Origin of the sequence: Streptomyces sp. NPDC058051 (assembly GCF_042885475.1) — a bacterium.
GTDB lineage: Bacteria > Actinomycetota > Actinomycetes > Streptomycetales > Streptomycetaceae > Streptomyces.
On the sequence record NZ_JBHVRW010000001.1, the window covers coordinates 324748 to 343496 of the forward strand.

Genomic DNA, 18749 nt, shown 5'->3' on the forward strand with positions numbered 1-18749 from the left:
CCTCGACGACGATTCCATCGGTCCGGCGGCGGCTCACAAGCCGCAAGCCCTCCAGATGTTGTCGAAGGCCGCCTGGTCGAGGGCCTTCCGTTGCCGCTGGAACTCCAGATCCCTCAACGCGTCCTCAGTGGCGGCGAGCACCGTCGTCACCGCGTCGTCCACCGCGACCGGCGAGTCCTCCGCGGGCTTGTCGCGGATCCCGACGGCCGCGGCAAGGGCGATGAGGACGGGCTCGCCCGATGCCCAGCGGTCAGCCGCCCCGCGGCGAGCCGGTGAATCGACCAGCACCATCTCGTCGGCCCGGGCCGGCATCCACCGGGCATGCCGTTGCCGGGCGAGCTGTCCATCGGCTTCGAGCGCGTCCAGGTAGACCGCGGCCAGACCACGGCCCCTGCGCCACAGCCAGTCGTCGACCGACTCGTACGGCGGCTGTCGGACGAGCGATGACGCGGCCTCGTCCAACAGGCGGTCGGTCGACTCCGGCGGGTGGTCCGGCACGACCCGATCGCCGTCCAGCCCGACGGCCCGGGTGTCCAGCAGGTCGATCAGCTCAGCTCCCGCGAGCGCGAGCGACAGATCGCCTCGCTCCAGAGACCGACTGGTCGACGTGTCCATGGCGGTGATCAACAGGTCCCGCGGTGTGGTCATGAATGGCTCCACGTCAGGCAGCGTCAGTGGCGAAGCGTCGCTGATCAGTCGGTCCGGCGTCCGGCGTGACGCAGGGCGGCCGGAGGTTTCGTACGGATCAGGCCGGACGCGCGACTCGACGGCCGCCGCGAGCGCCGCGTACGGAAGTGCTGCGTGCGGCCGATGAGCGTGAAGCGCGGCGGGTGTGACGTCCGGCCGGTGCCGCCCTCCAGCTTACGGAGTACGGATGGCGGTTGCATCCCGCACCGACGCTCCGGCCCGGGGAACGCACAAGCCGGGAGGGGCCGGTGACGGGGCGGGGCACTCGCCGCCTCCGCACATCACCGAGCACGGTCGGCCCACCGGACCCGAGCGGCCCCGCACCGGCAGGCCGAACGTGGTCGAGACCGTGATCGGGGTGATCGCCGCCCGAGGGAAGCGACTCCACCTGAGCGGATACACACTGTGCGCTGCGAGACACCGGCAGCACCCGCCCGCGCTCCGGCGCGGTCGCCCGGGCCTACCGCACCGGCTGCTTCACCGCGGCGCCCCGGTCCGTGGAACGCCCGCGCCTTCCGGCCCTCGCCGACCGCGGGCCCGGCCGGCCATGGCGGTCCGGGCCGTGACCGCGTCCGCCGGATCCCAGCCGGCCCGTGGCACCGAGGCCAGCAACAACCGGGTGTACGGGTCCTGCGGACCGGCGAGCACCTGATCCGTCGGCCCCTGCTCCACGATCCTGCCGCGGCGCATCACCAGGACCTCGTCGGTGACGTGATGGACGACCGCCAGGTCATGGCTGACGAAGACCAGGGCCACCCCGGTGTTCCGGCGGATCTCGCTCAGGAGTTGCAGGATCTGGGCCTGGATGGAGACGTCCAGCGCGGCCACCGCTTCGTCGAGGACCAGCACCGCGGGGTCGACCGCGAGCGCCCGGGCGACGGCCAGCCGTTGCCGCTGGCCACCGGAGAGACCGTGGGGTCCGGCATCCGCCTCCCGGCTGCCGAGCCCCCACCCGGTCGAGCCGCCCGTCGGCCAGGGCTCTGTCCCGGCCGTGCAGGCGTAGGGCTGTGGTGAGGCACTGGCGGGCGGTGAGCCGGGGGTCCAGGGGGAGGTACGGGTCCTGGAAGACCGTCTGGATCTCCCGCGCCCGCGCCAGCCGGGCCTCCCGGCCGCGCGGGGCACGAGGCCGACCCGCGACGGAGACGCTGCCCGCATCGGGGTGTACGAGACCCACCAGCATCCGGGCCACGGTCGTCTTGCCGGACCCGGACTCGCCGACGATCCCGAGTGAGCCGCCCGCCGGGACACCGAAGGTGATGTCTTCCGCGGCCGTGACACGGCCCTTGCCGGGCAGCCCGTACGTCTTGCGCAGTCCGTCCACCGCCAGCAGCGGCGCGGCCTTCTGTGATGTGATCGTCATCCGCCGAAGGTGTCCCGGCCCGCCGGTCGAGGCCGGGGGCCTGCCGGGAGGCGGTCCACCTCGTGCGAGGTGTCCGGCCCGCTCCCCGGGGCCGGGCGGGTTCAGCCGAGGTAGAAGTCCCGGCGGGCGGACACGTACGACTCGATCGTCCGTGGCGGTCGGCCTGTGAGGCGTTCGACGTCGTCGGTCGCGCGGTCGTAACGGTTCTCCTGGTGGAGCCGGGCCATGGTTGTGATGTGCTGCACGGTGTGGGGCGGCAGTCCCGCCTTCGAGAGCACGGTGGTCGTCCACTGATCCAGGGGGACGTCCACATACGCCACCGGGCGGCCCAGCCCCCGGGAGAACTCCTCCGCCACGCCGTTCATGTCCAGCGTGCGCGGGCCGGTCAGCTCGTAGACGTGACCGACGTGTGGGGCGGGTTCGCGCAGCACGGTGGCGACCACCCGTGCCACGTCGTCCGCCGACACGGGCGACGTGCGGCCGGTGCCGAACGGCAGCGCGAGTGTGCCGTTCTCCCGGATCGAGAGCGCGGCCAGGGTGGTGAAGAGCGGGTTGTCGAGGAACATCGTGGGCCGTACGTGCACCAGCGGCAGGCCCGACCAGTTCAGCACCTGCTCGGAGAGCCAGTGCAGCCGTTGCTGGTGCGACTCGGCGGTGCTGGTGGCGGTCATCTGGCCCACCGTCATCTGCGACATGTTCACCAGGCAGTCGAGTGTGCCGCGTTCGCGTGCGACCGTGGCCACCACGGTCGCTGCCAGCAGGTAGTCCGGTGACACGCTCATGCTGAAGTACATCCGGCCGACGCCGTCGAGGACGGCCGCGACATCGGCGGGCCGGGTGAGGTCGCCGACGGCCACTTCGGCGCCGCGTGCGCGCAGCTCGTCCGCGCGTCGGTCGTCGCGGTGCACCATCGCGCGCACGGGCACCCCGTGCGCCAGGAGCGAGTCGAGGACGATCCGGCTCACGCTTCCCGTGCCGCCACCCGCCCCCGTGACGAGAAAGAGGTCGCTGGTCACCATGGTGTGTCTCCTTCCGGGACGTGGTCTTCACAGCCAAGTCTTCGCTTCCGGACGGCGGCCGTCCTGCGCTGCGTCCGTTCCGGTGCCGAGGCGGTCGCCCTGCGCTGCGTCCGCTCAAGAGTCGCGGGGGAGCCCGGCCCGACGCCACCGGCGGACCGCAGATGACGCCGACGCGCGCTCCGGGCCCGGGGGCCGGGGCCCGGGAGCGGCGTGCGGGCGCCATACCGGCGCACCGGTACCCGAGGGTGACGGGGATCCGCGGGTCAGGGCGCGGTCGGGGTCATGCTCAGGCTCTGCTTGACCTGCCGGGTGACCTCGTCGGCCAGGACTTCGGGGAGGTTCTTCTCGATCCCGTCCAGAGCTTGGGCCGCCACCGCGGCGGGGTCGGTCTTCTGGTCGGCGGGGATGTCGCGGGCCATGCCGGTGTCCATGTACCCGACATGCAGGGCGGTGACCGTGATGCCGCGCGGGGCCAGCTCTTCGCGGATCGAGTCCGTCAGGGACCAGGCGGCGGCCTTGGACGCGGAATAGGCTCCGTAGCCGGCCGGGTGCAGCCACGACAGCACCGACAGGACATTGAGGACGGAGCCGCCGCCGTTGCTCTCGATGACCGGTGCGAAAGCCCGGGCCACCGCGAGCGGCCCGAAGAAGTTCGTCTCCATGTTCAGCCGTACGGCATCCAGGTCGCCCTCGATCAGGGGGGTGCGGGTGGAGATCCCGGCGTTGTTGACCAGTACCGTCGCATCCGAGGCGATGCGGGCGGCGGCCCGGATGGAGCCCTGGTCGGCCAGATCGAGGCGCAGGGGCGTCACGCCGTCCAGGTCCACGCTCTCCGGGCGGCGCGCGGCCGCGTACACCGTCGCTCCGCGCTCCAGAAGCTGCATGGCGAGATGGCGGCCCAGTCCCCGGTTTGCGCCGGTGACCACCGCGACAGCGTCCTTGAGGTCCATGGTCTTCTCCTGGTGAGGGCGGTGCCGGCCGGAAGGCGACACGGGCGATCAATAGATTTCGTTCATAATCTAAACATGCCCATAGAATAGATGGCAACCGTCATCCATTCGAGGAGGTGGTCCGATGGGCCGCGTATCGCAGGCGCAGGCGCAGGAGAACCGGGAGCGGGTCGTGGCCACCGCCTCGCAGTTGTTCCGCGAGCAGGGCACCGGCGTCAGCGTCGCCGACCTCATGAAGGCGGCGGGCCTGACTCATGGCGGCTTCTACAAGCAGTTCGCCTCCAAGGAGGCCCTGATCGACGAGGCCACCCTCCATGCGTTCGGCGAACTGGCCGAGCAGCGTACGACCGAGTCGGAGAAGAACGAAGGGCACGGCCACGCCGCTCAGCGGGCCCTGGTGGACAACTATCTCTCCGCCCGGCACCGGGACAACGCCGCAACAGGCTGTCCTGTCGCCGGTCTCGCCGCCGACATGGGACGCACCCCCGGCGACGACGACGCCCACCGCGCCTACGCCGAGGGTGTGAGCGACTTCGCACGCTGGCTGGCCACCGGTGACGACGACGGCATCGCCCGGCTCTGCACCATGGTCGGCGCGCTCGTTCTCGCCCGCGCCACCAGGGAATCCCCCTTGTCCGACGCGATCCTCGCCTCCGCACGCGCGGCGCTGTCGGATGGCGTCTGACCTCTGCCCGGTCCGCGTCCGTCGCACCGCCGGCCGATGCCACCGCCAAGTGCCGTGCCGCGCAGGTCGCTTCGGAACCCGGGGTGGACCGGCCGGCGCGTCAGAAGGCGCCACAGTCGTCAATGACCGGCGGGCGGAAGACCCGGCAGGCCCGTGGGCAGGCCGACGAGGGAGGGTGCTCGCAGGGATCTGCCCTGGAGGCGGGCAGCGAGAGTCCGGATCGCCGGAAGCCGCGCGAACAGGGCGTCGCCGGGGCAGTTGGTGGCATAGCCGTCGCGATGGCCGGAGATGGCATCGAATGAGGCCGAAGTTCCCTTGGTGAAACGGCTCTTGTCGTTCGTGGAAGTGAGCCGCACCTTGCCGGCGGGGTCGATACCGCTCAAGCCGAGCTTCCAGGCGGCGAGGGCCGCGATCGCCTGCTCCATGGCCGCCGGTACGGGCGTGCCTCGTCCGAAGGTGCCGATCGCCGCGATGCCCGTGGTGTCCTGATTGAACCCGAGCGTGTGGGAGCCGACGACCGGACGCTCGGTGCCGCCGGCGCGGCCCTCGTAGATGGTGCCGCATTTGTCGACGAGGAAGTTGTAGCCGAGGTCTCCCCAGCTCCGGTCACGGGTCTGGCCCGTGTACAGATTGCGCACGGTGCGTGGGACGTCCGCGCAGTCGTAGGTGTTGGGAGTGTCCGTGTGATGGATGAAGACCGCCTTCACCCCTTGCGCGTAGTGGGCGTGGGGATCGCGTCTGGTCTCGTCGGCCTGCCACTGCGTACGCGACACGATGGCCGGACGGGGCGCTCCGTGGAGGAACGTCACCGATGCCGCCCCGAGAGCCGGGAACGGCAACGCGGATTGGACGGCCAGCGCCGGGCCTGCTCCGGCGCGCCATACGGAAAGCGGGCCTTCCGGTGCCGTCTCACCGGCGGCACCGGCCGTCGGTGTTCCGGGCGGTGCCACCAGGAGAGGAATCGCCACAGGAGCCGAGACCCACAGCGCTATGCGGTAGAAACGCACGGGTGAACCTTCTTCGTCTTTCGCCGAGAGGATGGCGGGAGCGCGTATCCCCATAGCTTTGCGGCGCGAGGTTCGGTGCGCGTCCCGGGTTACTGCATGCAGGCGAGCATGTCCCTCACGCAGACGCCGCACGGCTGAGGACCGGCAGGAGGATCCGCCCCAGGCGTCGCGACAGCGAGCAGGAGCAGGAGCGGGAGCAGGAGCGGGAAAGGGAGCGGGAAGGGGAGCAGGAGCAGGAGCAGGAGCAGGAGCAGGAGCGGGAAGGGGAGCGGGAGCGGGAAAGTGGGATCCGGACCTGGCCCCGGGGCCGGGGAACGAGTTCGGGACCGGGACCGGCGGGCCGCCGTGTGCGCCTGGACGAGGGCGCACGGCGGCGGCGCGCCTATCCGACGAGAGCCTGGACGCCGAGGACGGCGAGGAGATCCAGGCGTTCGGCGTCCCCCGATCCGGGTTCGGCCGTGTAGATCATGATGCGCAGGTCGCCGCCCGCGACGCCGAGTACGTCGCAGTCCAGCGTGATGGCGCCGACCGTCGGGTGATCGATGGTCTTGCGGGACGACTCGTGCCGGCCCACGGCACCGGATTCCCACAGCTCGGCGAACCGTTCACTGCTCGCGCGCAGCTCCGCGACAAGATGCCGCACTCCTCGGTCTGCCGGATAGCGGCGCGCAGCCGCACGCAGATCGGCGACCACCGCGGACTCCATCGCCCGCCGGGACTCCGGTGTGTGGCGGACGCGACCGCCCGAGCCGAGGAATGCGCGCCACACGCCGTTGCGCTCCCGGCCGCGCCGCTCGCCCATGAGCGCTGTGTACAGCGGGTTGGCCAGCAGTTGCGTCCACGCCGCGTCGAAGACCGCGACGGGCGTGCCGGTCAGCCTGTCCAGTACCCGGTGCACACCCGGAGTGATGTGGGCGGGCACCGTGCCCTGCCCCGGCGGCACGAGCCCGGCGGCACGGAACAGATGCTCGCGTTCGTCTCCCGACAGGCGCAACGCCCGCCCCAGCGCCTCGACGACCTGATCCGACGGGTTCGTCGCCCGGCCCTGTTCCAGCCGGGTCACGTAGTCGACCGAGATTCCGGCCAGCAGGGCCAGCTCCTCGCGGCGCAGGCCGATCGCGCGCCGATGGCCGCCGGTAGGCAGTCCGGCCGCTTCCGGCGACACCCGGTCGCGCCAGTGCCGTACCGTCCGCCCGAACTCCGTGCTCGCCATGTCACCACTGTGCACCGCCCCGCCCGGACCGTCGTGGTACTGGCAGTCCCAGGAAGACGGGGTACGTGGCTGAACGCACCACTGAGCGGCACCGTGGAGACATGACGACGACACTGATCACCGGAGCGAACAAGGGGCTTGGCTTCGAGACCGCCCGACGGCTCATTGCCGCGGGCCACCTCGTGTACGTCGGCAGCCGGGACGCGGAACGCGGGCGCCGGGCCGCCGAGCAGTTGGGCGCACGGCTGGTCCGGCTCGACACCACCGACGACGCGTCCGTCGAGGCCGCCGTGCGGACCATCGGGTCCGACGGCGGTCTGGACGTACTGATCAACAACGCGGGCATCGAGGAAAGGGGCCCCGGAAACAGTGTGATCGGGGCGGCGGAGGTGACCGCCGACCTGATGCGGAAGACCTTCGAGACGAACGTCTTCGGCACCGTACGCGTCCTGCACGCTTTCCTCCCGCTGCTCAAGGGTTCCGACGCCCCGGTCGTCGTCAACGTCAGCAGCGGCCTGGCCTCGCTCACCGGGCTCACCACCCGGGACACTCCCACGTACGCCTATCCGGGCGTTGCCTACCCGGCGTCCAAGGCCGCGGTCAACGCGATCACGGTGCAGTACGCGAAGGCGTTCCCGGACATGCGGATCAACGCGGTGGAGCCCGGCTTCACCCGGACCGACCTGAACGGCAACACCGGGATCCAGACGGTCGAGCAGGGGGCCGAGATCATCGTGCGCATGGCACAGGTAGATCCCGACGGCCCCACCGGAGGCTACTTCGACGCCGAGGGCGCCCTTCCCTGGTAACAGGCGGCGGGGGCCACGGCCTCGGCGTCGCCCCGCCCGCCCCCTGTCCGGCGTGGGGAGTGGCGTGCACCCCTCATCCCGGCACTTCCGTGCGCTCCCACCATTGGTAGACCGGCAATGAGCCTTCGGCGGTTTCCTGGTGGCGCGTCGTGGCCTTGAAATGCTCGTAGCCACCACGGAACGGAATCTTGATGTCGGTCCCGGGTGCGGTGAGCGAAACGACCCGCTCAGGAAGATCGTCAGGTCCGCCTTCGAGGACTGCTTTCATCGCTTTGGTCATGGCGAAAGTGTCCCCGGACGGTGGTCCGGCTCCTCCATGACGCGCCGAAGGGCGCATCGCCGGGTGCCCAGTCGGCAGCCCACCGCGCATGCGTGACACCTGGTGGGGCTGTCCGGGGCGCCGTATGCCTGATCCCTGAGTAATCCCGCTGGATGCGGTGCAGTGCAGTGCAGTGCGGTGCATTGCAGTGTGGGTGGGTGGGTGCCGTGCTTGTCCGGCCCTGTGCGGGCGTCCGGTCCCGCACCTGAAGGCGAGTGGGGGTGTCACGGCGCCTGTCGGCGGGCTCCGTGCCGCAGCAACTCGGGCAGACCGCGCATGTCGTCGAACACAACGGTGCCCGGGCCTTCCAGCCGCGAGGCCGGTGTGAGACCGCCGCAGTAGCCGAAGGCCCGCATTCCGGCGGCACGGGCCGCCTGAACTCCGTACGCACTGTCCTCGACCACCGCGCATCGTCCGGGATCCACGCCCATGGACCGGGCGGCGTGCAGAAAGAGATCAGGGGCGGGCTTGCCCCTCGGGACGTCGCGGGCGCTGAAGATGCGCTCCGCGAAGTGGTTGCTCAGCGCTGTGATCTCCAGGTTTCGCCTGATGCCGTGATGGCTGCCGTTCGATGCGACGCAGACGGGTACGGTGAGGCTGTTCAGGGCCTCTGCTATGCCGTCGACAGCGGTCAGCTCGGCTTCGAGCGCCGCCTCGTACAGGTGGTTGTAGCGCTGCTGCCAGTTCTTCTCCAGCCGGCGCCCGAGCCGCTCCTCCACGGCAGCCGTGTAGACCTCGGTGGACGAGCCCACGAACCGTTCGACGATTTCGGCCTCGGTGAACGAGCACCCCAGGTCGGCCATGACCACCGCGTCCACTTTGGTGCATATCCGCTCGCTGTCCACCAGCACGCCGTCGCAGTCGAAGATCACCAGTTCAACAGGGTTCGAAGTCATGACCGGCAGCGTAGAGGGCCCGACCGTGGGGCCGGCGGACCGCGCCTGCTGATGTGCGTCGGCTGCGTGCGGTGGGTCCGGATTGGCAGGTCCAGATCCAGGTCCAGATCCAGGTCCAGATCCAGGTCCAGATCCAGGTCCGGCGGGCCGGTGACGCCGAAGACGTGGGGCGAACGCCCGTGAGGGGAACATGCAGTTCCTGCGGCGCGCCGACCCGCCGTCGGCTCATGCGCAACGGGCTGCTCCCGGTCGTATGGTCGCCCCGGAACGACCGCCGAGGAGCACCGGGTGACGCCGCTTCACCCACTCGGCCGCCGGGCATATTGCCGACCATGGCGTGGAACGGATCCACGCATGACCGAAAGTGCAAGCCCTCATATCGCCGCGCCCAGGATCACCGTGCTGGCAGTGCAACCGGGTGATCCCCCCTTCCGGCTGGTGGAGATCGACGGGGACGTCGTCTGCGCGGCGACCTCGATGACGGATGTGCTCGCCACCGCCCTGGCCGCGGGCATCATGGTCCACGACCTCGATGACCCGGACGTGGTCCGCTGGGTGGGCGGCGGCAAGTACACCTGGAGGCTGCACTGAGTCGGCTCGGCTGCCGGCATTCGGATGCTCGGGTGCCCGACCGCCGACCGCCTGCCCCTGGCTCGGACGACGGCCGCGGACTGTGCGGAGCGGCGGCCCGCGGTGCAGCCGGGAAGGGCCGCTGCCGGCGGTGGAGGACGGGGGCGCCGGATGGGCAACCGCACACCGACCGGGGTCGGTTGCCGCTCCGCCTGTCGGGCACTGGGGGCAGTCGGCGGGGGTCGGGCCGCCGGGGACAGCCGGCCGAGGTCAGGCCACCGGAACCGGGAAGGTCGGGTACTCGACCCCGGAGACGTGCTGGACGACGCGGATGACCTGGCAGGAGTAGCCGAACTCGTTGTCGTACCACAGGTAGAGGATCGCGTTGTCCCCGTCTACCTTGGTGGCGCCGGCGTCGACGATCGAGGCGTGCCGGGAGCCGATGAAGTCGCTCGACACCGCGTCGGGAGTGCTGATGAAGTCGATCTGACGCTTGAGCGGCGACGTCAGCGACACGTTGCGGAGGTGGTCGAGGACCTCCTCGCGGGTGGTTTCGCGCCCCAGTCGCAGGCTGAGGATCGCAATCGAGACATCCGGCACCGGGACACGGATCGAGCTGCCGGTGATCGGTGCCTTGAGGTCGGGCAGAGCCTTGGCGACCGCCGAGGCCGCACCGGTCTCGGTGATCACCATGTTGAGCGGCGCCGAGCGACCGCGGCGGTCGGCCTTGTGGTAATTGTCCAGCAGGTTCTGGTCGTTGGTGAAGGAGTGGACGGTCTCCACGTGTCCGCGCAGGACACCGTACTCGTCCGCCATCGCCTTCAGCGGCGGCACGATCGCGTTGGTGGTGCAGGACGCGCAGGACAGCACCTGCTCGTCCGGCTTGATCGTGTCGTGGTTGACGCCATGGACGATGTTGGGGACATCGCCCTTGCCCGGTGCGGTCAGGACGACCTTCGCGACACCGGGGCGGAGGTGCTGGGACAGCCCCTCGCGGTCGCGCCACCTGCCGGTGTTGTCGATGAGGATGGCGTCCTTGATGCCGTACGCCGTGTAGTCGACCTCCGCCGGGTCGTTGGCGTAGATCACCTTGATCGTGTTGCCGTTGGCGACGATCGTGCTGTTCGCCTCGTCGACGGTGATCGTGCCCTGGAACTGACCGTGGATGGAGTCGCGGCGCAGCAGCGACGCCCGCTTGACGATGTCCTGTTCGCCGCCCCGGCGGACGACGATGGCGCGCAGCCGCAGACCGTTGCCGGAACCGGCCTTCTCGATCAGGAGACGGGCGACGAGGCGGCCGATGCGGCCGAAGCCGTAGAGGACCACGTCACGCCCCTGGCGACGCTCGATCTTGTTCGCACCCGTGGCGCCGGCGACTGCCTCGGCGGTGAACTCCTCCACCGAGAGGCCGCGGTCGTCGGTCGCGTACGTCGCGGCGAGCATGCCGATGTCGATCTGGGAAGGGCCGAGATCGAGCGTGGTGAGAGCCCGCAGGAACGGCAGCGTATCGGTGACCGAAAGCTCCTCACCGGCGATCTGCCGGGCGAAACGGTGGGTCTTGAGGATGCTGACCACTGACTTGTTCACCAGGGAGCGGCTGTGCAACAGGACCGTGACGTCCTGCTCGCGGTGCAGCTTCCCGACGATCGGGATCATCGACTCCGCGATCTCTTCGCGGTTCTTCCAGTTGGTGAACGAGTCTTCGTTGACAGTCACAGGATTATCTTTCGAGCTAGGCGGCGCTCATATGGTAACCCCCGGCGACTTTGATCATTCGAACGGCCCAGCGCGCCAGGGCCGGGGCGGGCCCGGCCGACGCGCTGCGCAGGACCACCGGCGCGTGTGGCGGCCCGGCCCGCCCGGGGCACGTGCGGCTCGGTTCGCGAAGCCGTCACACCACGGTTCTCCGCCGTCCGCGACGGCCCCGGTGCACGCGTGAGACGCATGAGCCGATACGGGCCGGGGTCGCGTCCCGGACGGCGTGCCCCGGTGGTCGGCGCGCGGTCAGCAGGGGGTCGGCGCGGGGTCAGCCCTCGGGGTCGAAGGGGATGCCGGAGGGTTTCGCCTTCGCCAGATGCCGGTTGAACTCGCCGTCCTTGATGCCGAGCAGAGCGCTCCCGAAGTCGGCGGCGCCCAGCCGGTCACGCAACCCGTCGGGGTAGCCGTTCCAGCCGACCAGCGTGGGGTACTGCCAGGTGCCCCGATGGTTCTCCGGCGGCTCGTCGTTATCGTTCGCCGCCCGGAAGCAGTGGGTGCTCCCCCCGTCCTTGTGGTAGACGACCTTCGCGTGCGTGCCTTCGAAGAACATCTCCGAGCGCGGGTGAACGGTGAACCCGCCGTGGGCGGAGGTCGCGACGTACTCGACCTGGTCGCCCTGCACCCAGACCACGACATGCTCCCAGTCGTGGCGGTGACCGGCGCTGCCCCCGCCCAGCGAGACCTGGTCCTTCTCGAAGTAGAGGGCGTACATGATGGCGCACCAGCCGTTGTTGCACTTCTCCCGGGAGTAGCTGTTGGTGTTCTCCAGGTCGGACAGATCACGGCAGTTGCCGTTCACGTCCCCGCCGATCTTCAGGCCGGGCGCGATCGTTCCGTCGGGCCCGATGGCCGGGCTCGCGTAGCAGCCGTCCTTGTCGTAGTCGAAGGCCGGCTGGAACTCCAGCTCCCTGGCGTCCGCGTTGCCCGGCAACGCCGGTGGCGGAGCGGCGTGGGCCGACGCGGGGGAGACCAGTACCAGGGCGGCCGCGGCCAGGGCGGTGGCCGCGCCCTTGCGCCATGTCCTCGTCCTGCGGTCCGCTGATTGCCTGTCGGTCATGAGTCCTCGATTCCGTTCATCAGTCGCTGTGTCATGGGCCGGTCGGCCCGAGGCGTGCCCGGGCACGGTCACGGGGGTGCCCGCGGACTGCCCGCAGGGACGCGGGAATCGCGGGTGTCCCGATGCCGTGTCCGTGGAACGGCGGTGCGGGAGCGGGGTGTACGCGGCAGCCCACCGCGCGCGTCAGCTGTCCTCGGCGGCGTTGAGCAGGTCGAGGGCGCTGTGCTGGCAGCCGTTGCCCGTCACTGTGAAGGCACCGGCCCAGTGCGGGCCGTACTGGTCCAGCGAGTTCCGGTTCGCGTACAGCGTGGACGCCTGGCGATCCAGGTAGGCGCTGTAGGGGCGGTCGGGCAGTTCCTTGTTGAGAATGCCAAGACCACGGACGTAGGCGCCCTTGAACGAGTCGCCGTCGGAGGTGCAACCGGTGCCGTCGGGCTCGTAGGGCTCGTGCAGGGTGCCGCCGGGGTTGAGGTAATCCGACGAGGTCGAGGCGTCGGCCAGGCCGCGGGCGTTGTCCAGCAGCGCTTCGTCGCCCGTCGCACGGTGCAGTTCCGCGAGACCGGCCAGGATCACGCCCTGGTTGTAGGTCCACGTGGTGTCACCGTTGTTCGCGCAGGCGGACGTCAGGCCGTCGTTGACGGTGCCACCCGCATTGATCATGCCGCTGGTCCGGAACCATGCCCACTCGTCCTGGGCCCGTCGCAGATAGGTGGTGTCCCCGCCGATCCTGTTGTGCAGCGCCGCGTTGAGCTGGAGGTACAGCTCGTTGGTGATGGCGTTCTTGTACGGCTTGTCGGTGGCCCACTGCACTCCGCCGCCGCACGTGGAGGTCCAGTAGTCGTGCATGTGGTCGGCGTCCGTGCGTGCGGTCCGCAGATAGCGCTCGTCACCGGTGGCGTCGAACGCCGCCACCCAGGCCAGGCCCCACCAACCGGTGTCGTCCAGATACGCGTTGGTGAAATCACCCCCCTCGTCGTCGATGAGTTTGTCGTACGTCTCGGAGATCGCGTAGCGATAGCTCGGCATCCCACTGACGCGGATGTTGTCGATCAGTGAGGTGAGCGCGGTGGCCGACGTCCACCACCCGGCGAACTTCCCCGTGCTCCGGTCGTACTCCATCATGAGCGAGGTGGCCGCCGCCGTGCTCCTGCTCCACGCGTTCCAATGGGTCCGGGCCCAGCCGGTGCAGGAGATCTCCGCCCGGTTGCCGGCCTTCCCGCAGGCCCGGAGCGCGCCGATGCCGCCGGTGGCCCACTCGTCCACGTTGTACATCTGGGTGCGCCAGCCGGCCGCTCCTTCCGGGACCGCGGTCACCCCGAGCTTGCTGCCGGAGGACCAGGACCGGCCGCCGTCGAACGACCGGTCCAGCCAGACCTGATCGCCGGGAGCGCCGTCGTCCAGCGAGGCCCACCCCATGACATCGTTGTCGGAAAGGTGCAGTCTGATGGTGCGTCCGTAGAGGGATGTGGTGACCGGGACGCGTTCTCCCGTGGCGTACCGGGGATCGCGGGCGTCGCACTGCTTGTTGCACACCTGGTTCTCGGCCGCCTGCGCGCCGGTCGGTGCGACGCCGACGGTCATCAGGGCGAGCAGTGAGGCGAACAAGACGGTTCTTCCGGTGGGGGCAGGTCGCGTGGGGGGCATGGGCCGGGCCTCCGGTCTGGTTGAGAGGGCTGAGTGCCGCCGCGAGAACCGAACCGGCATCGCTCTGTCCATGTCAAGGATTTCTGTTCCGCTTGGGCCTGATGTGGGTCCGAAGGCCCAGCCGGCGTGCGGACCGGACAGGTCCGCACGCCGACTGCGGTTCGACCTGTCGCCCTGGAGATCGCTCACCGCTGCCCAAACTGGCCGGCAAGCGCTGTCGCTGAAGCCGAACGAAGCCAGGGGAGACCCAGGCGGACTGGAACCTCGTCTACATGAGGTCAAAGGGGGCCGGGTCGTGTCCCTCCCAGATCTGGCGAGAGGCCACTTCTGGGTAGGGCAAGGTCTTCGACTCGATGTCCAGGACGCGAGTCAGCTGTCGCTCGGGTCGGTGGGCGGGCCACCCGGGGTCGCCGGTCGTGGCGAAGCGGACCCATCCCCGCTGCATTTCCCGGGATACTGCCGAGACCTCCGGCGTTGGCCGGTCGCCGAAGAAGTGCCGGCCGGCGGGGCTGTCCAACGTGCCGAACGCCAGGGGAACGTCGAGGCTGTGGCAGGCGCCCAGGACTCCGCCGCCCGCCGGAGCCGCCAGTTGCAGCTCGAAGAGAAACGACGTGCCTCCAGCCGCTTGGTTCGCCTGGGCCAGCTGCAGTGAGGGCATCCGGAACAGGGCATCGGAGTAGACCAGTTCAAGCAGTTCTTCAGGGGTGGCCTGTGGGCAGGCGGCACGGTAGGCATCGGCGCCGGCTGGTGCTGGGGCGAACAGATCCAAGGCCGTATGGGCCTCGTCCTCAGTGAAGGTGCCCAGCCGCCCCATCATGACGCTGAACAGCCGGAATTCATCGCGGGTGTGGCCGACGAGGAGCTCGATCCCGCCTGTACGCCCGCCGGCCAGCGCCCTCCAGGGTGTTTCGGTGAGCACCACGCCGTCGAGGACCGGGCACACGGCGACACCGGTCTGCGAGAGCCGTCCCCAACTCTTGTGATGGCCAGGAAGGTCGACACCAAGAGCGGTGAGCTCGACGGCCAGGTGTGAGGGGTCGATGCCGGACAGGGCTTCGACGTCGGGTGTCGCACCGACCCGGGCCGCGAGCGCGGCGGCGACTTCTTCCGCCAGTGCGCGGGTGCACAGTGTTCCCGGCACCGAGTGCACGATGGCCCTGCGGAACAACCCGTGCGCCCGCTTCATCGTCAGCAGGGCCGCGATCGACCCCGCTCCGGCGGACTGTCCCGCTACCGTGACCTGGTCAGGGTCTCCGCCGAAAGCGGCGATGTTGCGCTGTACCCATTCCAAGGCCGCGATCTGGTCGAGCAACCCGCGATTGGCCGGGGCACCCTCGACAAGAGCGAAACCCTCGGCTGCCACGCGGTAGTTGATGCTCACCACGACCAGGCCGGCGCCGGACAGGGCCGCAGGATCGTACATCGGATCGCTGGAGGCTCCCGCGATGTAGGCGCCACCGTGGATCCACACCAGCACAGGCAGCGCGACCGTCCCCAGGGCCGGGGTGCTGACGTTGAGCGTGAGCCAGTCGTTCCCGACTGAGCTCTCGGCCGTCGGCCCCGCCTGCGGAACCACGGGGCCGAACTCGGCCGCCTGCCTCGTCCCGTCCCACCCCTTGACCGGGGCAGGCGCCTGGAAGCGCAGCGGCCCGATCGGCGGCCGAGCATAGGGGATGCCGCGGAACACCGCATGCTCTCCCCGCCGGCGCCCTTCGACGAGGCCCGCCGCAGTCCGTGCCCTTGGTCGTTCGGACATGCCACACCCTTCCTCCACGGACGGACTCCCAGCTTTTACCAGTCAGATGTAATATGTCAACTGTATTGAAACAGGGAAGGCCAACGATGCCCAAGCAAGTGGATCACCGCGAACGCCGCGAGACGATCGCCCGAGCACTGTGGCGCGTAGTGGAACAACGCGGCATCGCGCACGCGAGCGTGCGCGAAGTAGCCCATGAAGCGGGCATCTCCCACGGCGCGGTGCAGCACTACTTCGCCACCCGAGAAGAGATGTTGGTCTTCGCCATGGACTTCGCGTCCGAACAGACATCACTACGCGTCGCCGAAGGCATCAGAGAACTCGGCAACGCACCACACCCCCGTGACATGCTCCGAGTGATGCTCGCGGAGATGCTCCCGCTGCATCCCGACGCACGCGCGACGAGCCGGATGAGCGCCGCCTACGTCCTGGAGGCACTGCACAACGCGAACATCCATACACGGGCACGCGACGGGCTGACTCATGGCCGCGACCTCATCGAGCAGATCGTCCGCCGGGCAATCACCGATGGCCACATCAGCCCCGACCGCGACCCGGCGACAGAAACCAACCTGCTCTTGACACTCACCGGCTTGACCCCACTCATCGAACTGAGCGTGATCAAGCCCCAGGAGGCCCTGGCCGCCGTCGACCAGCACCTCAACCGACTGTTCACCAACAAGGCCTGACCGCACCAATCGCCGGCGGTCACGTTCCGGGACGGAGGCTCGAAGCGCGCGGGTTCGCAGAATCTGATGTCGGCGTACACGTGAAAGCGCATGGCCACGTGCAGATGAACGGGCTCCGTCGCTGATCTTGTGACCCGCTCGCGTGGGCGATTGGCTCTCAAGGCGTCACTCGGTAAGCACCCTCAGGGCATGCCAGTGCTCCCGGCTGGCATCGCAGCGTTTCGCGACGCGAGACGGGAGGAGGACTGAGCATGCAGGTCGCTGGCGTCGAGGTGTATGTCAATCACCCAGCCCTGGCGCTGGGCCGACGGACTGGCTGCCGGTCTTGGAGTTGAGGGAAGAGGCCACGGTTGCCTGCGAGACCCACGTAGGGGTCCGGATGCGGGCTCAGATCCAGCTCATCAAGGTGCGGTTCTTCGTCGAGTCGCTCGACGAAGAACCGGACCGGATCCTTCTTTCACCATGGTGTTCGAGGAGCCGCTCGCGTTGGCCGATGGGCGGCCCGTCATCGGTGGCTCATGGGCGAGACCCGCTTCGTGAAAGCCGTCACCCCATAGGACACGATCTAAACGCTCGCCTCCGGTCTCGTGGCGGACGCGACCGCGACGGCCGTGGCCAGTGGATCGCGGGCCGGGTGGCCGAGAAGGTCCGCGAGGGCGGGAGAGGAGCCTCCCAGGAAACCGTGCCGGACGCTCGTGGCGATCGAGGCGAGCATCGGCGGCTGGAACGGCAGCAGCCCCGGCGTCTCGTCGAGGAGTCTGCGCCGATACTCGCCCAGGCTGATGGTGCGGTGCGGAACCCCGAGCTGTTCGGCCACCTGCCCCGCCGTGATCGTGGTGCCGACGAGGTCATGGACGAGCCCGCTGTGCCGTGCCGGATCCGCCGCAACAGTCGCCGCGGCATCGGCCAGATCCTCTCGCACGACCGCGGCCAGGGCGCCGTCGCCGAACGCGGACTCCACCGCGTTGCCGGCCCACATCAGGAGACCGCTGAAGAGATCGGCGTAGAGACCGTTGCGCAGGATCGTCCACGACAATCCGCTTGCCTGCAAAAGGCGTTCGGTCGCACGGTGTGCGAGCGCGAAGCCGAGGTGGTCGCCGGCGCCGGTCAGGCTCGTGTAGACGACGTGGTCGACGCCGTCGCGGACGGCGGCGTCCAGGACCGCCGCGTGCCGCGTGACGACTTGGTCGTCCTCGGCATAACCGGCGGAGATCAGCACCAGAGTCGACACACCCGCGAGATCCGGCTTCATGGGATCGTCGAAGTCGAGATGCCGCATTCCCGCGTCCGGCGTGCGGCTGCCGCCCGTCGCGTCGATGCCGCGAGCACGCAGCGCCGCAAGAGTGGCCGAGCCGAGCTTCCCGCTCGCTCCCGTCACCAAGATCATGTCAATCACCGTCTTCCTCGTGGTTCTCATCGGTAACTACGCTTGATCCTTGATCGCACGCCCACCGGCCACAAGAAGGCAGTTCGATGTCACTCACGCACACCGGGGTAACCACCACCCCCGCCGACCTCGACCCCTGCGGACGCGCGGACCACCCCGACTGCGGCATCCGCGATGTCCTGGACCGCATCGGGGACAAGTGGTCGGTGCTCCTGATCGTCGAACTCGCGGGCGGGCCACGGCGGTTCCGTGAACTCCAGCGCGCCGTCGACGGCATCTCCCAGCGCATGCTCACCCTCACCGTACGGAGGCTCGAACGCGACGGCCTCGTGCTGCGCACCGTGTACCCGACCGTCCCGGCCCACGTCGACTACCGCCTGACGGAGACAGGAGCCGGCCTCACCCACTTGGTCAAGGCGCTCGCCGACTGGTCCCTCGCCCACCGCGCCGTCATCACCGAGGCACGGCACGCGTACGACCGCACCCACCCGGACCACGACATCCGCTGACGGGGTCGGTGCCGTTGACGGGGCCTGTGCCTGACCGGTCGTCGGCGTCGCACGCCTGCCGTCAGTCGGGTCGGAGGGTGTTGTGCGCCGGGCGGCGGACCTGGTGGTCACGCCTGGACGAAGGCCGTCACTCTCCCCGTTCGGACGCCTGGAGCGTACGGCCCCGTGAGGGCCTGGCGGTGACCTGTTCCGGTGACCAGCCGTCGTTCTCGGTGGCGTCGATCACCAGCCCGGTCCGCACCAGGTCGGCCAGCTCGATCGCCGCCTCGTAGCGAGCCACGAACGCTGCTTCGTCGCCGTTCTCGTTGCTGGGAAGTTCGTCGTGGCCGGGGATCACTGCGGACAGCGGTTCGGACACCGAGTCGGCGTACATGGCCAGCTCCCCGTCCCCATAGGTGAGCACGTATCGCCATCCGTTGTCGCCGCCAGGGCGG

The 18749-nt window shown here is 69.6% G+C and carries 18 protein-coding genes and 1 pseudogene; 5 read left to right on the plus strand and 14 right to left on the minus strand.

The window, feature by feature from the left end; genetic code table 11:
- Positions 1 to 33: 33 nt before the first annotated feature.
- The 4 genes and pseudogenes from ACFVUT_RS01450 to ACFVUT_RS01465 all read right to left on the minus strand — a co-directional run bounded on the left by ACFVUT_RS01450 (position 34) and on the right by ACFVUT_RS01465 (position 4016).
- Complete coding sequence (locus ACFVUT_RS01450; RefSeq protein ID WP_389642445.1) at positions 34 to 648, minus strand: GPP34 family phosphoprotein; 615 nt, start codon at positions 646 to 648, stop codon at positions 34 to 36.
- A 516-nt stretch (positions 649 to 1164) separates the two neighbouring features.
- A pseudogene (locus tag ACFVUT_RS01455) lies at positions 1165 to 2047 on the minus strand (ABC transporter ATP-binding protein).
- Between the two features lie 101 nt (positions 2048 to 2148).
- Complete coding sequence (locus ACFVUT_RS01460) at positions 2149 to 3066, minus strand: NmrA family NAD(P)-binding protein (RefSeq protein WP_389642448.1); 918 nt, start codon at positions 3064 to 3066, stop codon at positions 2149 to 2151.
- Between the two features lie 263 nt (positions 3067 to 3329).
- The gene (locus ACFVUT_RS01465; RefSeq protein ID WP_389642450.1) at positions 3330 to 4016 is read right to left on the minus strand and encodes an SDR family oxidoreductase; all 687 of its coding nucleotides are present in this window, start codon (positions 4014 to 4016) and stop codon (positions 3330 to 3332) included.
- A 124-nt stretch (positions 4017 to 4140) separates the two neighbouring features.
- On the opposite strand from ACFVUT_RS01465, the gene ACFVUT_RS01470 reads away from it, so the two are divergent.
- On the plus strand, positions 4141 to 4701 hold the full coding sequence (locus ACFVUT_RS01470) for a TetR/AcrR family transcriptional regulator (protein ID WP_389642452.1): 561 nt from the start codon (positions 4141 to 4143) through the stop codon (positions 4699 to 4701).
- Positions 4702 to 4820: 119 nt separating this feature from the next.
- Here ACFVUT_RS01470 and ACFVUT_RS01475 read toward each other — a convergent pair whose 3' ends face one another.
- Together ACFVUT_RS01475 and ACFVUT_RS01480 are read right to left on the minus strand one after the other, a co-directional pair.
- Complete coding sequence (locus tag ACFVUT_RS01475; protein ID WP_389643577.1) at positions 4821 to 5540, minus strand: peptidoglycan recognition protein; 720 nt, start codon at positions 5538 to 5540, stop codon at positions 4821 to 4823.
- 550 nt (positions 5541 to 6090) lie between these two features.
- Positions 6091 to 6921 (minus strand): helix-turn-helix transcriptional regulator, encoded by an 831-nt coding sequence (locus ACFVUT_RS01480; RefSeq protein ID WP_389642454.1) that lies wholly within the window; start codon positions 6919 to 6921, stop codon positions 6091 to 6093.
- 101 nt (positions 6922 to 7022) lie between these two features.
- On the opposite strand from ACFVUT_RS01480, the gene ACFVUT_RS01485 reads away from it, so the two are divergent.
- Positions 7023 to 7730 carry an SDR family NAD(P)-dependent oxidoreductase gene (locus tag ACFVUT_RS01485; RefSeq protein ID WP_389642457.1) on the plus strand — a complete coding sequence of 236 codons (708 nt, stop codon included), beginning with the start codon at positions 7023 to 7025 and terminating at the stop codon, positions 7728 to 7730.
- Between the two features lie 73 nt (positions 7731 to 7803).
- Here ACFVUT_RS01485 and ACFVUT_RS01490 read toward each other — a convergent pair whose 3' ends face one another.
- Positions 7804 to 8010: a DUF5988 family protein gene (locus ACFVUT_RS01490; protein WP_389642459.1), complete on the minus strand. Its 207-nt coding sequence runs from the start codon at positions 8008 to 8010 to the stop codon at positions 7804 to 7806.
- A 263-nt stretch (positions 8011 to 8273) separates the two neighbouring features.
- Positions 8274 to 8945, minus strand: coding sequence for an HAD family hydrolase (locus ACFVUT_RS01495; protein ID WP_389642462.1), 672 nt, complete (start codon positions 8943 to 8945; stop codon positions 8274 to 8276).
- Between the two features lie 354 nt (positions 8946 to 9299).
- On the opposite strand from ACFVUT_RS01495, the gene ACFVUT_RS01500 reads away from it, so the two are divergent.
- Positions 9300 to 9536 (plus strand): hypothetical protein, encoded by a 237-nt coding sequence (locus ACFVUT_RS01500; protein ID WP_389642465.1) that lies wholly within the window; start codon positions 9300 to 9302, stop codon positions 9534 to 9536.
- Positions 9537 to 9785: 249 nt separating this feature from the next.
- On the opposite strand, the gene ACFVUT_RS01505 is transcribed toward ACFVUT_RS01500, so the two are convergent.
- The 4 genes from ACFVUT_RS01505 to ACFVUT_RS01520 form a co-directional block, all read right to left on the minus strand.
- The gene (locus ACFVUT_RS01505; protein ID WP_389642468.1) at positions 9786 to 11231 is read right to left on the minus strand and encodes a glyceraldehyde-3-phosphate dehydrogenase; all 1446 of its coding nucleotides are present in this window, start codon (positions 11229 to 11231) and stop codon (positions 9786 to 9788) included.
- Between the two features lie 310 nt (positions 11232 to 11541).
- Positions 11542 to 12330, minus strand: a complete 789-nt coding sequence (locus ACFVUT_RS01510) for an NPP1 family protein (protein ID WP_389642471.1) — start codon at positions 12328 to 12330, stop codon at positions 11542 to 11544.
- Between the two features lie 183 nt (positions 12331 to 12513).
- Positions 12514 to 13911 (minus strand): glycoside hydrolase family 76 protein, encoded by a 1398-nt coding sequence (locus tag ACFVUT_RS01515; protein ID WP_389643580.1) that lies wholly within the window; start codon positions 13909 to 13911, stop codon positions 12514 to 12516.
- 331 nt (positions 13912 to 14242) lie between these two features.
- Positions 14243 to 15730 (minus strand): carboxylesterase/lipase family protein, encoded by a 1488-nt coding sequence (locus tag ACFVUT_RS01520; RefSeq protein ID WP_389642474.1) that lies wholly within the window; start codon positions 15728 to 15730, stop codon positions 14243 to 14245.
- A gap of 86 nt (positions 15731 to 15816) precedes the next feature.
- Here ACFVUT_RS01520 and ACFVUT_RS01525 point away from each other — a divergent pair, with 86 nt between their 5' ends.
- A complete protein-coding gene (locus ACFVUT_RS01525; protein ID WP_389642476.1) occupies positions 15817 to 16419 on the plus strand; it encodes a TetR/AcrR family transcriptional regulator in 603 nt (200 codons plus the stop codon).
- Between the two features lie 565 nt (positions 16420 to 16984).
- Here the strand turns inward: ACFVUT_RS01525 and ACFVUT_RS01530 are convergent.
- Positions 16985 to 17806 (minus strand): NAD(P)H-binding protein, encoded by an 822-nt coding sequence (locus ACFVUT_RS01530; protein WP_389642478.1) that lies wholly within the window; start codon positions 17804 to 17806, stop codon positions 16985 to 16987.
- A gap of 86 nt (positions 17807 to 17892) precedes the next feature.
- Between ACFVUT_RS01530 and ACFVUT_RS01535 the strand changes: the two genes are divergently transcribed.
- Positions 17893 to 18315, plus strand: a complete 423-nt coding sequence (locus ACFVUT_RS01535; protein WP_389642481.1) for a winged helix-turn-helix transcriptional regulator — start codon at positions 17893 to 17895, stop codon at positions 18313 to 18315.
- A gap of 127 nt (positions 18316 to 18442) precedes the next feature.
- On the opposite strand, the gene ACFVUT_RS01540 is transcribed toward ACFVUT_RS01535, so the two are convergent.
- A complete protein-coding gene (locus ACFVUT_RS01540) occupies positions 18443 to 18718 on the minus strand; it encodes a hypothetical protein (protein ID WP_389642484.1) in 276 nt (91 codons plus the stop codon).
- Between the last annotated feature and the right edge of the window lie 31 nt (positions 18719 to 18749).